This is a genomic window from Listeria cossartiae subsp. cayugensis, from assembly GCF_014229095.1.
In the GTDB taxonomy this organism is placed as follows: Bacteria; Bacillota; Bacilli; order Lactobacillales; family Listeriaceae; genus Listeria; species Listeria cayugensis.
Window position 1 is genome coordinate 162,127 of the sequence record NZ_JAARZC010000001.1, and the last position, 14,689, is coordinate 176,815.

17 protein-coding genes are annotated in these 14,689 nt (G+C 38.7%); 10 read left to right on the top strand and 7 right to left on the bottom strand.

Annotated features, from left to right (window positions below; all coding sequences use genetic code 11):
- Positions 1 to 85 precede the first annotated feature (85 nt).
- The 6 genes from HCB49_RS00780 (at position 86) to HCB49_RS00805 (ending at position 3,333) form a co-directional block, all read left to right on the top strand.
- Entirely contained in the window at positions 86 to 523 is a 438-nt protein-coding gene (locus HCB49_RS00780; protein WP_185531375.1) for a DUF4064 domain-containing protein, read from the top strand.
- Positions 514 to 924 (top strand): hypothetical protein, encoded by a 411-nt coding sequence (locus HCB49_RS00785; protein WP_185603813.1) that lies wholly within the window; start codon positions 514 to 516, stop codon positions 922 to 924. The genes HCB49_RS00780 and HCB49_RS00785 overlap by 10 nt, the downstream gene beginning before the upstream one ends.
- A gap of 108 nt (positions 925 to 1,032) precedes the next feature.
- Positions 1,033 to 2,040, top strand: a complete 1,008-nt coding sequence (locus HCB49_RS00790) for an inorganic phosphate transporter (protein WP_185503048.1) — start codon at positions 1,033 to 1,035, stop codon at positions 2,038 to 2,040.
- A 15-nt stretch (positions 2,041 to 2,055) separates the two neighbouring features.
- Positions 2,056 to 2,436: a VOC family protein gene (locus tag HCB49_RS00795; RefSeq protein WP_185603814.1), complete on the top strand. Its 381-nt coding sequence runs from the start codon at positions 2,056 to 2,058 to the stop codon at positions 2,434 to 2,436.
- A 69-nt stretch (positions 2,437 to 2,505) separates the two neighbouring features.
- The gene (locus HCB49_RS00800) at positions 2,506 to 2,898 is read left to right on the top strand and encodes a DUF1149 family protein (RefSeq protein WP_185603815.1); all 393 of its coding nucleotides are present in this window, start codon (positions 2,506 to 2,508) and stop codon (positions 2,896 to 2,898) included.
- Positions 2,899 to 2,910: 12 nt separating this feature from the next.
- Positions 2,911 to 3,333 carry a NusG domain II-containing protein gene (locus tag HCB49_RS00805; RefSeq protein WP_185603816.1) on the top strand — a complete coding sequence of 141 codons (423 nt, stop codon included), beginning with the start codon at positions 2,911 to 2,913 and terminating at the stop codon, positions 3,331 to 3,333.
- A gap of 42 nt (positions 3,334 to 3,375) precedes the next feature.
- Here the strand turns inward: HCB49_RS00805 and rph are convergent, their stop codons facing one another.
- Together rph and HCB49_RS00815 are read right to left on the bottom strand one after the other, a co-directional pair.
- Positions 3,376 to 5,976, bottom strand: coding sequence for a rifamycin-inactivating phosphotransferase (gene rph / locus HCB49_RS00810; protein WP_185603817.1), 2,601 nt, complete (start codon positions 5,974 to 5,976; stop codon positions 3,376 to 3,378).
- 199 nt (positions 5,977 to 6,175) lie between these two features.
- Positions 6,176 to 7,036 (bottom strand): hypothetical protein, encoded by an 861-nt coding sequence (locus tag HCB49_RS00815; RefSeq protein ID WP_185603818.1) that lies wholly within the window; start codon positions 7,034 to 7,036, stop codon positions 6,176 to 6,178.
- Between the two features lie 223 nt (positions 7,037 to 7,259).
- On the opposite strand from HCB49_RS00815, the gene HCB49_RS00820 reads away from it, so the two are divergent.
- The 3 genes from HCB49_RS00820 to HCB49_RS00830 all read left to right on the top strand — a co-directional run bounded on the left by HCB49_RS00820 (position 7,260) and on the right by HCB49_RS00830 (position 9,981).
- On the top strand, positions 7,260 to 7,451 hold the full coding sequence (locus HCB49_RS00820; RefSeq protein ID WP_185603819.1) for a hypothetical protein: 192 nt from the start codon (positions 7,260 to 7,262) through the stop codon (positions 7,449 to 7,451).
- A gap of 25 nt (positions 7,452 to 7,476) precedes the next feature.
- On the top strand, positions 7,477 to 8,286 hold the full coding sequence (locus HCB49_RS00825; protein ID WP_185603820.1) for a ZIP family metal transporter: 810 nt from the start codon (positions 7,477 to 7,479) through the stop codon (positions 8,284 to 8,286).
- Positions 8,287 to 8,580: 294 nt separating this feature from the next.
- Complete coding sequence (locus HCB49_RS00830; RefSeq protein WP_185480742.1) at positions 8,581 to 9,981, top strand: polysaccharide deacetylase family protein; 1,401 nt, start codon at positions 8,581 to 8,583, stop codon at positions 9,979 to 9,981.
- Between the two features lie 114 nt (positions 9,982 to 10,095).
- Here HCB49_RS00830 and HCB49_RS00835 read toward each other — a convergent pair whose 3' ends face one another.
- Positions 10,096 to 10,395, bottom strand: a complete 300-nt coding sequence (locus HCB49_RS00835) for a hypothetical protein (protein ID WP_003729029.1) — start codon at positions 10,393 to 10,395, stop codon at positions 10,096 to 10,098.
- A gap of 103 nt (positions 10,396 to 10,498) precedes the next feature.
- On the opposite strand from HCB49_RS00835, the gene HCB49_RS00840 reads away from it, so the two are divergent.
- Positions 10,499 to 11,311: a Cof-type HAD-IIB family hydrolase gene (locus tag HCB49_RS00840; RefSeq protein ID WP_185603821.1), complete on the top strand. Its 813-nt coding sequence runs from the start codon at positions 10,499 to 10,501 to the stop codon at positions 11,309 to 11,311.
- A gap of 51 nt (positions 11,312 to 11,362) precedes the next feature.
- Here the strand turns inward: HCB49_RS00840 and HCB49_RS00845 are convergent, their stop codons facing one another.
- The 4 genes from HCB49_RS00845 to HCB49_RS00860 all read right to left on the bottom strand — a co-directional run bounded on the left by HCB49_RS00845 (position 11,363) and on the right by HCB49_RS00860 (position 14,651).
- Positions 11,363 to 12,613 carry an FtsW/RodA/SpoVE family cell cycle protein gene (locus HCB49_RS00845; RefSeq protein WP_185603822.1) on the bottom strand — a complete coding sequence of 417 codons (1,251 nt, stop codon included), beginning with the start codon at positions 12,611 to 12,613 and terminating at the stop codon, positions 11,363 to 11,365.
- Entirely contained in the window at positions 12,610 to 13,041 is a 432-nt protein-coding gene (locus HCB49_RS00850) for a PadR family transcriptional regulator (protein WP_185603823.1), read from the bottom strand. The genes HCB49_RS00845 and HCB49_RS00850 overlap by 4 nt, the downstream gene beginning before the upstream one ends.
- Positions 13,042 to 13,043: 2 nt before the next feature.
- Entirely contained in the window at positions 13,044 to 13,592 is a 549-nt protein-coding gene (locus HCB49_RS00855; protein WP_185603824.1) for a sigma-70 family RNA polymerase sigma factor, read from the bottom strand.
- 201 nt (positions 13,593 to 13,793) lie between these two features.
- A complete protein-coding gene (locus HCB49_RS00860) occupies positions 13,794 to 14,651 on the bottom strand; it encodes a GRP family sugar transporter (RefSeq protein ID WP_185603825.1) in 858 nt (285 codons plus the stop codon).
- Positions 14,652 to 14,689 lie beyond the last annotated feature (38 nt).

Sequence of the window (14,689 nt, forward strand, 5' to 3'; positions counted from 1 at the left end):
TCGTGAATTTTCTCATTTTTGTATTTAGTGAAAGCGTATTTCATGGTACACTATAAGAATACTAACTAAACATATGGAGGATTTAATGAACAGACAAACAGAATTTACATTACTTATCGTTGGTGCTTCTTTAAGCATATTAACTTTTTTAGGGGCTGTGTTTTATACCGCAATTTTTGGCTTTAGTGCGCTAGTAGTATTTGACGATGCAAGTTATTACACGACTTCAGAAGATTTAATTGTAGCCGGAATAATGACTTTTGGCTCAATAATTGCCGCAATTTTTGCTCTTGTATCCGCGATTTTTGGTTTCGTTGGTGCATTTAAAGTGAACGGTGGCGGACCGAAAGTAAAAACAATCGCCGTTTGTTTTATCGTTTTAGGTGGATTACAAGTTTTCACAATCCACGGAATTTTATTCTTGATTGCAGGTATTTTAGCAGTTAACAAAAAAGAATATAAAACAGTTTCTAAGGAATACGAAACTATTTCTACAGAAGATGAGGGGACGAAATGGGAATGATGATGTTCTTACCAATACTTTTTATTGTTGGTGCAGTTTTAGGGCTAGCAGCAAAAGTACTTTTAGCAATCTGGGTATATAAAGATGCAGATCAACGCGGAATGAATGCAATTCTTTGGTGTCTGCTGATGGTATTTATTAATGTAATTATTATTCTTGTTATTTACCTTATCGTTCGCACGAAAGGTGAAGTAATTAAACGGAATATAGGACTGTTGATTAGTGGGATTATTTTAGCGGTAGTTAATACTATTATTGCCATTTTTGCAGTGATTTTCTTACTATACTTTGCGGTTACTGATGACGGAATGTATAACATGATGAACGGTTATGACTATGATTATGACTATAACTACGATGATAGCGATCAATACGACCGCGAAAACTGGGAAGAATTTTAATTACATCAACGAGAATCTGCTACCTAATATGGGAGCAGATTCTTTTTATTTTCCCGCAAAAAGGGTATAGACAATAAAAAAGTGAATCTCGACAAGGAGAACTGCTGAATGGATACAGTTATTTTAGTAACGATTATTATTGTCATCGTGGGGTTGGCATTTGATTTTATCAATGGCTTTCACGATATTGCCAATGCTGTTGCCACAAGTATCTCAACTAGAGCGTTAAAACCGCGCGTAGCTATTGGAATTGCAGCAATCATGAACTTTCTAGGTGCCATTTCGTTTACAGGTGTAGCGGAATCGCTCACAAAAAGCATAGTAGATCCATTTTCGCTTAATAATGGAGAGTTTGTTGTTTTATGTGGCTTGATTGCCGCGGTTATTTGGAATTTGATGACTTGGCTTGTCGGTATGCCGAGTAGTTCCTCGCATGCGCTGATTGGTGCGATAGCCGGAGCATCGATTGCTTCTGCTAGCAGTTTCAGCGTGCTTAATTGGTCTGGATTTACAACGATTATTATCGCATTGATTATCTCGCCAATTCTCGGTTTTACAGTTGGTTACTTGATTTATTCGCTCTTCAAACACCTTTTTCACGATAAAAAACTGGGGAAAATGAATCGACGCTTTCGTTTTATCCAAATTGGAACCGCGGCCGCCCAAGCCTACTCACACGGAACGAATGATGCGCAAAAAACAATGGGAGTTATCACGCTAGCCCTAGTTGCGAGTGGACTTTTGAAAGAGTCGGCGGGTATTCCGTTTTGGGTGCAAGTGAGTTGTGCGGCATCGATGGCGATTGGCTCGTCTGTTGGTGGCTACCGGATTATCAAAACGGTCGGAACGAAAATCATGAAAATCACCCCGGTTACTGGAGTGGCGTCTGATTTAAGTTCGCTTTCCGTTATTATGACAGCAACCCTGATTCATTTGCCAGTAAGTACGACGCAAGTAATTGATAGCTCAATTATGGGCGTTGGAACAGCTAACCATAAAAAAGAAGTCAATTGGCGCACGGGGAAAAACATGGTTGTCACTTGGTTTATAACGTTACCACTGGCAGGAATTTTGGCAGCAGTGGTATACTGGATATCAGCAGCAATTTTTTTATAATAAGGAGGCATTTGAATGAAAATTGAACACGTCGCATTATGGACAACTAACTTAGAAAAAATGAAACAATTTTATATTACTTATTTTGGTGCAACTGCAAATGATTTATATGAGAATAAAACAAAGGGCTTCACATCTTACTTTCTTTCGTTTGCGAGTGGGACAAGATTAGAGATTATGAGCCGGACGGATGTAATGAATCAAGTAAGTGGTGAAAACCTAGGCTGGGCGCATATCGCTATTTCAACTGGAACGAAAGAAGCGGTAGATGAGTTGACTGAAAAACTAAGACAAGATGGATTTGAAATAGCCGGTGAGCCAAGAATGACAGGGGATGGATACTATGAAAGTGTCGTGCTTGACCCAGAAGGCAACCGCATCGAAATAACTTGGTAGCAGCAATTTGCCAGCTAGTTAGTTATCATGTAATATACGGATGTACATATTATAAATGAGGTGAATTTTATGGATATCGTAACTAATAAGATTGTCGTAGAAAAGTACAACTTTGAAACAACGATGGAAACAAATGAGCAATTCGAAAACAAAATTGAATTAGAGGTCCATGAAGTAGAACCGGTCGATGGCAATGTAGAACTTATGTCAAAAGGAAAAATTTTCAAAATAACCATTCCTTTTTTATTAGTGCTTGAAAATTTTCGGATTGATGGCAGAATCAGCCGTATTATTCAATTAAAAGATTTTTTCGGCGACTTTTCAGATTTAGAAGCGGTTGATGTGGAAGGGATATCGAATCCATTAATTGACTATATCAAGCGTTTAACATATGACGTGACGGAAATTGCGTTCGATGAGCCGGGAGTTAGTTTGGATTTTAACGCTAACCATAATGGCTAGTTAGGAGAGAAAATGCGTCAATATATGAAAATGGTACGCCCATTTGATTTTGTAATTATCGTTGCACTGATTTTGGGTTCGTTTTTGCCACTAATATTATTTTCTGTCGCGGAAGCTAAAAACGTAGGCGATGACGTCGTAGCAGTCATTTCACAAGATGGCAAAGTGATTCGGGAAATCCCATTAACTGGTCACAAAGGAAATGAACAGTTTACGATTAAAGGAAAAGGCGCGCAATATAATTTGATGGAAGTAGATGGCGATCGGATTCGTATTAAAGAAGACAACAGCCCAGACCAAGTAGGCGTCAAAATGGGCTGGAAATCCAAGGCCGGTGACACCATTGTTTGTTTACCACATAAAGTATTCGTAGAAATCAAATCAACAGACAAAAAAAGCAAAGACCCCGATACAGATTTAATTGTGCCGAATTAAAAAATCCAGCATTCTCTAAAAAGAGCGTGCTGGATTTTTCGTTTAATCAAGGAGTTCAATATAGCCATCCGTACCATTTATCCGGATTTGCTGACCGTCTTGGATGATATTCGTCGCATTTTCGACACCAACAACAGCGGGAAGTCCATATTCCCGTGCGATTACGGCGCCATGCGTCATGAGTCCGCCAACCTCCGTAACGAGCCCTTTAATGGAAACAAATGCAGGCGTCCAACTTGGGTCGGTAAAAGCGGTAACTAAAATATCGCCATCCTCCAAATCAGCTTTTTCCATATCTAAAATGACGCGCGCCCGACCCTCTACTGTGCCAGATGAAACAGGAAGTCCAAGAATGGCTTCTTCTGGCAGGTTTTCGCGCTGATATTTTCCGTTGATCATTTCGCCGTCGGAAGTAAGGATGCGAGGTGGTGTCAATTTTTCAAAGGAAGCAAAATCGCTTTTTCGCGTGTTGATGAGCTCATAATCGGCTTGATTGGAACGGGCAAGCTCGCGCAGTTCATCAAAATAAAGGAAGTAAATATCTTCTTTTTCGTGAAGTATGCCATTGTCTACCAGTTGTTTCCCGGCACGTAGTAAAGCGAGTTTGTAAATGAAATAGCGATTTATCATGCCGTATTTTGGATATTCACGATACCCGATAAAATGACGAAGGATATCGATTTTCGCTTTTGTTTCGGCGGCCTTTTGTTCTCCGTCTGGCAGTTGATGCAAGCGAGCGAGAATAGCTTGTTCTTTATTGGCTGCTTCTTTTTCGCCTTGCTCAAATTTGTGTTTACTCGCGTCAGGTTCAAAGTTTTTAATGTTGCTTAAAATTAGTGGTACCAGCGTTAACGGGTTTTCTATCCAGCGTGTTTTCGTTAAATCGATTTCACCCGCGCAACGCATGCCGTATTTTTCTAGGTAATCTTCTAGTGCTTTTTTCGCTTCTGCACCACCATCTAAAGTGGTTAATTCACCCAAAAAGTGAGGGTTTTTCGTTTGTTCTAAATAAGCTCTAACGGCAGGATGGGGGCGAATAACATCTGCAACATCAAGTAGTTCAAGCCCCATCTGTGAAGTGATATTATTTGGGGCTGATTCAGATAGCTTATCGGCCACATTTTTTTCGCCAAGCCACTCGTAAATATGTTCATTTAACCAAGCGGAAGCGTCCATTCCAGCCATAATTGCATCAATGCTAGTAGGGTTAAATAACACGCTTTTTAATTCATTTAAATCTTCTACAATAAAATCAAGCAAATCGGAACCATTTTTTGTTTTTATTGTTTGTTGTAGTTTTTTAATTGAGTTTTCGCTGTTTTTAACTAATTCGAAAACAACAGATGGATCAGGGATGCTGCGAACTGGTGGTTTTCCGGGTGCAGTCTCTTGAACTGGCTCGGTTTCAACCGGCAATGGGGATAAAAAGTCCTTTTTGTTAATCACGGTGAGTAATGCGTCTTTAATCAGCGGATCCGATTGACCGAGTGAGTTCACCATCATATCTCTGGAAGCTTTGGCCGACAAACTTTGCGTAATATCAACAAATAGCCGTCCGCCAGCAGTGTACATGGAAGCGGGGGTTGTCATTAAGTAAAAGGAAAGACCGAGTGGCTTCATTGCATCGGTCATCATTTGCTGATGCGCAACAGAAATATAAACACGATTGCCAGGCTCGTTCACTTCAGGAATTGGATACAAAGTAGTAATTGGTCGGCTTTGCACAATATAAAAAACATCGTCAACTAAGCACCATTCGATATCTTGTGGCTTGCCAAAATAAGCCTCAATTTTCCGGCCGAGTTTTGCGAGTTGTAAAATTTGTTGGTCTGTTAATGTCTGCTCGGTTTGTTGCGATTTTTCGAGCGCGCGCGTTTCTGTTCCGCCTTCTTTTAAACTGTAAATAGCGAGTTTTTTCGTCGCGATAATTTTGTCTGTAATGGTATTTTCTTGCACGGTGTAAGAATCGGGTGAAACTAAGCCGGAAACGAGTGCCTCCCCTAAGCCAAAACTAGCGTCAATTGAAAGCGATTTTCGGTTGGAGTTAATCGGGTCAGCCGTAAATAAAATACCAGAAGCATCTGGGGAAATCATTTGCTGAACAACAACGGCCAGCTGAACTTTGCTATGATTGAATTGATTTTGGATCCGGTAAATAATAGCGCGCTCGGTAAATAAAGAAGCCCAACATTTGCTAATGTGCCGTAAAATTTCATCCCTGCCAATAATATTTAAATACGTATCGTGTTGCCCGGCGAATGAAGCGTGAGGAAGGTCTTCCGCAGTGGCGCTAGAACGCACCGCATAAGCTTCATGTTCACCTAAATCTAAAAGGGAAGCGTCGATAGCGGATAGGATTTCAGGAGTAATATCGATATTTTGAATCAGTGTTCGAATCGCAGCACTGATTTCTCGGATAGAATCACTATCGCTCGTTGTTAGTATGGAAAGACGATAGAGTAGTTGCTGGAATTCGCTGTTTTTTGCCAAAGTTTTATTGTAAGCTTCTGTTGTGAGGCAAAATCCTGCGGGAACCTGGACGTCGGTGATTTTGGAACAAGCACCTAGATTCATGCCTTTACCTCCAACAAGGACTTCCGTGGCTTTGGTGATGTCTTGAAATTTTAATACGTATGGCTTCATTAATTCATCCCCCTATTTTTTCGAAAAAATAATACTTGACGGTAAAGAACACTTTATTGTATAATTAAAGTAGGGATTGCTTTACACAAGTATATTTAAACGATTATATCTATATAAATTTACCACGAATCTGCCCTAAATTCAATTAAAAACAAATATAAAAAGCAAAATTTCTCGTCACAAGAAATTTTGCTTTTTTTTACTGTTCAAATTTACATAAAGTTAAGCCTTGTGCTTTGGCTTCGGCTACAGTTACGGCAGTTTCGCCATTGGAGTTATTTAAGCCGCGACAGTTTTGATTATAATGATATTTTTTACCGGTAGCAGTAATATAAACCATTTGTCCTTGTTCATTGTTATTACTCGGTTGTGCAGCGGCACGTTCTGCGGAAGCGCGTTTTGCTTCAGCCGCTTTTTTCTCAGAAGCGACTCTAGCTTCTTCTGCTTTCTTTTCAGCCGCCACTTTTGCCTCAGCTGCACGTTTTTCTTCGGCTGCTACGCGTTCACGTTCTACTCGTTCGGCTTCAGCTTTTTCAGCCGCTACTCGCGCTTCTTCTGCTTTAGCTGCCAGTTTGGTTTCATAAGCAGGGGTTACTGCTAGTTTAAGCGTTTGTTCTTTTGTTTGACCATCAATTGCAATAGAAAGAACAGCATCTTGCGCTTTATCAAGTTCAGTAACAGAAAGGCGGAAAACACCATCTTCACCAGCTGTAGTTACAGCGTCTGGAAGGTCCACTAAATCAAGTGCTACAACTGCGCCAGGATTTGTTTTCCCTTCGACAATCAAAGTTCCCTCATCATCCGTCGTAAAAGTTGTTTCTGCTTCTAAAAGTGGTGTAGTTTCAATTGTCTTCGTTGTTTCTTCTTGTTTTGGTTCTTCCGTGGCCGCTTCATCTTCAGCTGTAGGAATAATCCCAATCCCAATAATAATCGCTAAAATAGAACTAATGATAACAATTTGTGTTTTTCTACGAGGCCAATTTCTCTTTCTAAATCGTAAAATCCCAAAAATCAACACACCAATACCTGCTAGAAATAATAAAATTCCTAATCCCGTCATATACATCTCCCTCTCCCTTTTTGTTTAACGCTATATTATAGGCATAATGTGAGTGAATACACAAGGCAAATAAGCTATTTTTCATACAATAAAAGAAAAAAACCGCTAAAACCATCGATAGATTCAAATAAAGGTGAAATAAATTACAAAAATTCACCAACTTGAATAATCTAATTGATTGTTTTATGATGAAGGAAAGACAAGTGTTTTGGAGGTGCTAGAGATGACAAAACCAATAGAAGAAATTGGTGCTGAGCTTGGAGAAAAAGCGGAAAAAGTAGCGCGGAAAACAGGTGCTGTTGCTGGAACGGCAGCTAAAATTTCTGTTTTCGGTTCCGTTTGGGCTGTGAAAACAGGTGTGAATAAGGCTCGTGCATTTACTCGTGGCTTTAAACAAGGATGGTCTGGCAAATAAGCAATAGGAAAAGGGAGAAAGTGAATTGTTAAATTACTTATCACAATTAAATCCGGTATTGTTAGCATTACTTGCCGGGATTTTTACATGGGCTTGTACAGCAGCTGGGGCTTCACTCGTATTTTTCTTTAAAAATTTAAATAAAAAATGGGGCAATGTCATGCTTGGATTTGCGGCGGGTGTTATGCTCGCAGCAAGTTTTTGGTCGTTACTTGCCCCGGCAATAGAAATGAGCAAGGACTTAGGAAAGTTTTCTTTTGTTCCAGCTTTAGTGGGCTTTTTGCTTGGGGGAATATTTTTACGGGTGATCGACCGTATTATTCCACATTTACATTTCGGGTTTCCAGAACAAGCGAAGGAAGGACCGAAAACTTCACTTCGAAAAAGCATTTTACTCGTTCTTTCGATTACCATTCATAATATTCCTGAAGGCGCCGCGGTTGGGGTTGCTTTTGGAGCGGTGATAACAGGAGACACGGAGACACTTATTACAGCGATAGTATTGGCGCTTGGTATTGGGATTCAAAATTTTCCAGAAGGTGCGGCAGTGTCCATTCCTTTGCGCGGAGAAGGGCTTTCTCGGAAAAAGAGCTTTTGGTACGGACAATTATCAGCGGTAGTTGAACCGATTTTCGCAGTGATTGGTGCAATTTTAGTAGTTTTTGTTACACCTATTTTACCGTTCGCGCTTGCGTTTGCGGCTGGAGCGATGATTTTTGTTATTGTAGAAGAGTTAATCCCGGAATCTCAATTAGAAGGTTCGGCGGATTTAGCGACGGCAGCTACCATGGCTGGCTTTGCGGTGATGATGGTTTTAGATGTTGCTTTAGGATAAATTACAAAACTGCTTAAAAACGTAATTAAATATTTGCGGAATACGTTTTTTTGCGGTAGAATTGATAGTGAAATACTTCACAATATATGCTAGTTTTCAGGGGTAATCCTGTAACTATACACTGGACACGGAAAAAAGCTCCCACTTTATCCGTGTCTTTTTCGTGATTTTTTGTACGAATTTTTTGGTCCTTTTTTCCTATTTTGGTACAAAAGCTAGAAAGTTGTTTTTTTTCATGTATAATTGTTTTATACGAAAAACTGGGGAAGGTTTTTCAAAGGTGAGGTGCATAATGTGAAAATTAGGTGGATTAGAATTTCACTAGTTACGATTCTCATTATTGCCGTGGTTTTTGTTGGTGTAATAGGATTCCAAAAATACCAATTTTCAAAGTCGCGCAACAAAGTAATAATGCAGATGGACAGACTAATGAAGGACCAAGATGGAGGAAATTTCCGCCGCTTGGATAAGAAAGAAAATGGAGTAGAAATTATTTCCTACATTCCTAAGACTACTGAGAAGAAAGACAACGAAATTATCCAAAAAGAAATTGAAAAGGCCACAGATGCAGAAGTGAAGAAATTAAATAGAGATAATGAAAAGCAAGGGATCATTTTCTACACTTATCAAAAGCAAAAAATGGCCGAACAAGCAGTATCTTACAAAGCAGTTCAATCTGAGTACGTAAAAGAAGGTAAAACTAAATTTGTACTCAAAGAGAAAAAAGATATTTGCAAAAACATTGTAACCGACGCAGAAACAGGCGCTTTATTAACACTTGGGGAAGTATTAATAAAGAACGATGAAACAAAACTAAACGTAAAATCTGCTGTTGAGCAAGAACTTATTAAAACAGGGGATTATTCTTTAAAAGATGTTGGGAATCTTGGGAATATCAAGAGTTTAGTGAAATGGGATCAAACTGATTTTGAAATCACTAATTCTGAACTAATTTTACCAATTGAAGTTCCAGGGGCTTCAGAACCGAAGAAAGTGAATGTACAACTTGCGGATATTGCTAATTCTGTGAATAAACGCTATTTACCAAGTAGTGTTAAAGTTCCAGAAGTACCAAAAGCAAAAACCAACAAGCGAATTGCACTTACTTTTGATGATGGTCCAAGTGCGGCAGTAACGCCACAAGTACTGGATACATTGAAACGCTATGATGTAAAAGCAACATTCTTTGTACTAGGTTCAAGCGTAGTACAAAATCCAGGTTTAGTAAAACGTGAATTAGCAGAGGGGCACCAAGTTGGAAGCCACTCATGGGATCATCCACAATTAACTAAACTATCAACACAAGAAGTATATAACCAAATTTTACAAACACAAAAAGTAGTATTTGATCAAACTGGATATTTTCCAACGACAATGCGCCCTCCATATGGTGCAGTCAACAAAGAAGTTGCTGAAGCGATCGGTCTTCCGATAATTCAGTGGTCTGTTGATACAGAAGATTGGAAAAACAAAAATGCTGGTGTAGTAACGCAAAGAGTCCTTGCAGGTGCAACGGACGGCGCGATTGTACTAATGCATGATATCCATAAGACAACTGCTGCAAGCCTTGATGCTACATTGCAACAATTGAAGAGTCAAGGATATGAATTTGTTACAATTGACGAACTTTATGGAGAGAAATTGCAAATTGGGAAGCAATATTTCGACAAAACAGAGTCAAGAATGGTGAAATAAAACGCGGTAGCTAAAGTGAGATAATCATTTTAGCTACTTTTTTTATAGTTAATGAAGCCTGATTTTGGGCAAAATAAAAAACATCCAACTTTTTCGTTGCATGTTACCTAGCATTTACCAAATTTTGGTGACAATGCCATAAATACTATTACGTGTAATCCAACCATTCACGTGTTTGTGATTATTAGAAATTTGATATTGCTTACCGCGGATTTTACTGATTTTATGTGTAAAAAAACTACCGCGAACTTTGCAAAATACGATATCGTTCACTTTGAGTTCTCTCGTGCCAATCGGTTCTAAACGAACAGGTTGCATCGACTTAATCAAAGGTAACATCGAGTTTCCGCCTTCTTTATAACGTTCAATGGTTTCGCCACGTCTGAGTATCTCTACTGCATCCAGGCTTCTCATAGTTATGCTCCTTTCTTGGGGTTAATGCAAGAATAACAAAATAGTTAAATTAGGTCAAGATTTTGTTATAATAGAAGCAATTATTTGAACGGGGGCTAGAGTGATGATAAAAGCGATTGCTGTAGATATGGACGGAACTTTTTTAGATGAAAATGGCGACTATGACCGCGGACGATTTGAGCGGATTTATGCGGAATTGGTGCAAAACGGGATTCGATTTATTGTTGCGAGTGGTAATCAGTATTATCAGCTGAAATCATTTTTCCCTGGGAAGGATGACGCGCTTTTTTATGTCGCTGAAAATGGAGCGGTTATTTTTCATCGAGGGGAATTGCGTAGTGTGAATCGTTTTGAGGAGACGCTTATTCAAAAGATTTTGCGGACGTTAATTCAGGAATATCAGGACTTGCAAGTGATTCTTTGTGGCGTGAAAAGTGCTTATTTGTTAAAGGCAGCTAATCTGGATTTTAAAGCATTTGCGAAAAAGTATTATTTTGAATTGCAAGAGGTGGATTCGTTCGATGTGCTTCCGGATGATACGTTCATTAAGTTTGCGCTTGATGTCGAAGTGGCTAAGACGGGGCAAATTGTGGAAGGTTTGAACCAAACGTTTGCTGGCGAAATTCGCGCTGTTTCGAGTGGGCATGGGAGCATTGATATTATTATTCCGGGTGTGACGAAAGGGAGCGCGATTCAGCAACTTTTGAACGAATGGCAAGTGGCGCCGGATGATTTGTTAGCTTTTGGAGATGCGAATAATGATTTGGAAATGCTACAATTAACTCCGAATAGTTATGCGATGCAAGAAAGTAGTCCGGAAGTTCTTGCTACCGCGAAACATGTGGCACCTTCTAATAAGGAAGCTGGCGTTTTGCAAATTGTGGAAGAATATATGAAAAAAAGCCAAAGATCTTGATCCGATCTTTGGCTTTTTTGAAAGGGGTAAACATGTTGGTTATCTGTTAAATTAATTTACCAGTGTAGATTCTACAATATCCTTTCTTCGATAAACGTTCAGAATAAGGCCGAGTAGTGCAGCGTAAACTAGTAACATGCTTCCCCCGTAACTGATAAACGGCAGGGGCACTATCATCATTGGGACTATTCCAAGCCCCATAAGAATATTCCAACACGCTGGAACGGTAAATAATACAGCCCCTCCGATTGTCAATAATCTGCCGAATAAATCCTTCGTTTTAAAAGCGTTTCGTGAAATCCGCAATATAAATACAAGTAGTAGTAGGCAAAGGGAAATTCCGAATAACCAGCCTAGAGAATAGACGAGAAATGGGAAGACAAAATCTGTATGTGCTTCAGGGAGTGCTAGATTGTTGTGAAGTCCTTTGCCGAACCAACCAGCCTGCGAAAGGATAGCTTTCACAGATATGAGATTATCCGAGAGATAACTACTAGAGAATTTAAGAATCATCGTACTAATGAAAATGATACCTACAAGCAAATTTCCGAGGGCTACTTTAATGGCAAATCGGTTATGACGATAATAAAAAATATACATTACTAATACACATAAGAAGTACATAATACCAAATACAAATCGGTTAATCATGATGTAAGAAATAACTGGGGCCCAAAATAGGATTAATAGCATTACTTGTTCTTTCCACCCTTTAAACGCATTAACTTTGGTAAAAATACCAGCCCATGCAATGAAGAATAAAAATAAAGATTTAGCTGGACTGTCAATCGCAATACCCCAGAGAGACATCCATCTTCCTCCTCCAGTAAGCGAAATACCAACTAAAAAAGGTGTGAAAAATAAAATTAAGGCAGCTCCGTAAAAATACATCCACAAATTTTTCAGTTTCCTATAATCAAAGAAAAGAAATCCTATTAGAGCAAGAGTGGCAATCACAAGCCAGACTATCTGTTTTTTCATAAATGAAGAACTAAGTACCGATGCACCACCAATCAGTGGAAGAAAACTAATACCTGCAAGTAGGACGAATAACGCAATCAAGAGCCAATCCATTCTCGGTTTATGAAGCTGATTCATGTTTCTACCAACTGTAGAGGGATCTCCCATTTCCTGCATCGCTTTTTTATCCGCAGCTTGTATAGATAATCCTCTGTTTTGAAAAGAGCGGCTTAGCTCTTCCAAATGATTACTTAGCTCCTTTTTAATCATACTGTGTGCTTGCTTGGACTTCACTTTAGAAATTACTTTACTTAAATATGCCTCGAATTTAGATGAACTCATAAAGAAGCCTCCTCAATTAAATGTTTCAGTGATACTTGTTGTTTAGAACCTTGATGTTCATAAGAAGCTACATATTTTTTCCCTTTCGTAGTTAGGGAATAGTATTTTCTATTTTCTATCCATTTTGAAGTAATGATTTTCTTATTTTCAAGTAGATGTAAAAGGATATAAAGCTGACCTTCATTGCTTTTAAAACTAAGCTCATTTTTTTGAAATAGCTGGGTCGAAATTTCGTACCCATGCTTTGCTTCATCTTGTAGTGAATCTAATATGTTTTTAAGGGTTTCTACTTTCCAATTGTGAAGTTCTAAGTGAGATTGCTTCTTCTGGATGGCTGCTTTCACTGCATTTTTTCGCTCCTCGGAAAAAGAAAAACCCTCAAAATCTTTTTTTATAGAATCCTTTAAATTATAGAATGGATCGTTCATGATTAAACCTCCTTTTTCATCTTGTTCTTTAATAATTCTCTGGCGTGTTTTAATCTGGTTTTCAATGTATTGCTGTTTACACCAGTGATTTTGCTGATATTTGCTAAAGAAAGTTCTTCATAGTAATGTAAGAAAACAACTTCTCGGTACTTTACTGGTAAATCCATCACAGCGCTCATTAAGCTGTTTGCTACGTCTTTTGAGATGATTTCCTCTTCAACGTGTTTTGATTTGGAGGGGAGATAATCCCAAATTTTATCGCTGAAATTTAGTTTGCGATAATGCCAGCTACCCAAGTAGTCTTTACAATGATTAATTGCAATACGATATAGCCACGTTTTGATTGATGATTTGTTATTAAACTGATCTAGTTTTTCATAGCATTTAATAAATATCTCTTGCGTTAAATCCTCTGCTGTCGTTCGATTCTTTACATAGGAAAAAACTAAATGCAGTACATCATTGCTGTAGTTATCCATTAACTGGTTGATAATTTGTTCCGTATTTTCTATGCTATTAATATTAATTCCTATTTCCTCAAGTTCAGTCATTTAAGTTTCACCCTCTTCTAGAATATTAGACGAAGCAAGTATCATTTTGGTTTGGAAAAGTTTAAAATAAATCTATTATTTATATCATAAAGTTCTAATTTAGCATCTATCTCATTAGTAAAGTATTAACTATCTGTTAAAAATACGCAATAAGAAAAAGACTGTAACCAAAGTGAGAAATCATTTTGGTTACAGTCTTTTTTATTTCAATAAGCTAAGGAATACGACGCCCACCATAATTAGCAGTATGCCGGAAAGAATAAATGTCCATTCCAGCGGGCTTTTTTTCTGTTTAAAAATAAGGATTCCGCCAATTGTTGCGACGATAACGCAGGCTTGCGAAATCGAGAAGCTCGTTGCGACACCAAGAACGGCGGTCGCTAAGAACATGCCTAGATTGGCAATCGACCACGACAAGCCGGTCATTAAGTTAAACGTGACATTTTTTCGGGAAATTGCTTGTTTTTTCGCTAAGTTAATACCAATGGCGCATGTCAGCATCCCGAGTGCTTGTGGTAAAATGATAGAAAAGCCAGTGACATCAAAAAGCTGGTTTGTCACTACGTAAAGCGTTAAAAAGAAGGAAGATAGAATAACGATACCGTAGACATGAAATGAAACCGACTCCGTGATATGATTCCCGCGTTTTTGAAACCCGGTCATTACCACCCCAATCAAGATTAAAATTACTGCAACAACTCCAATGATAACAGCCGTAACCGTTTGCCATTCCCGAAACACGAGAACTGCGAAAAGCGTTGCGCCAACTAGCTGTGTTCCGTTTGAAATTGGCATTGCCTTCGCGACACTGGAAGCCGCAATCCCTTTAAACTGTAGTAATTGCCCAAAACTCCAAAAGATACCTGAAACAAAACTCACAATAAAAGAAAGAACCGTTATTTCTGGTGATAAAATCCAGAATAAAATGAAAGCAAATAATAGCGCGCTAATCGATGTCCCCAGTAGTTGTTCCTCGGGGGTGCTTTTTCGTAAGTTCGCAATTATTGGCATAAATCCCCACCCAAGAACAGGGAGTAACGCAATAAGATAAATAGACATAAATAAGCTTCCTTTCTAGGTTAGTGGTGCTATTTAAA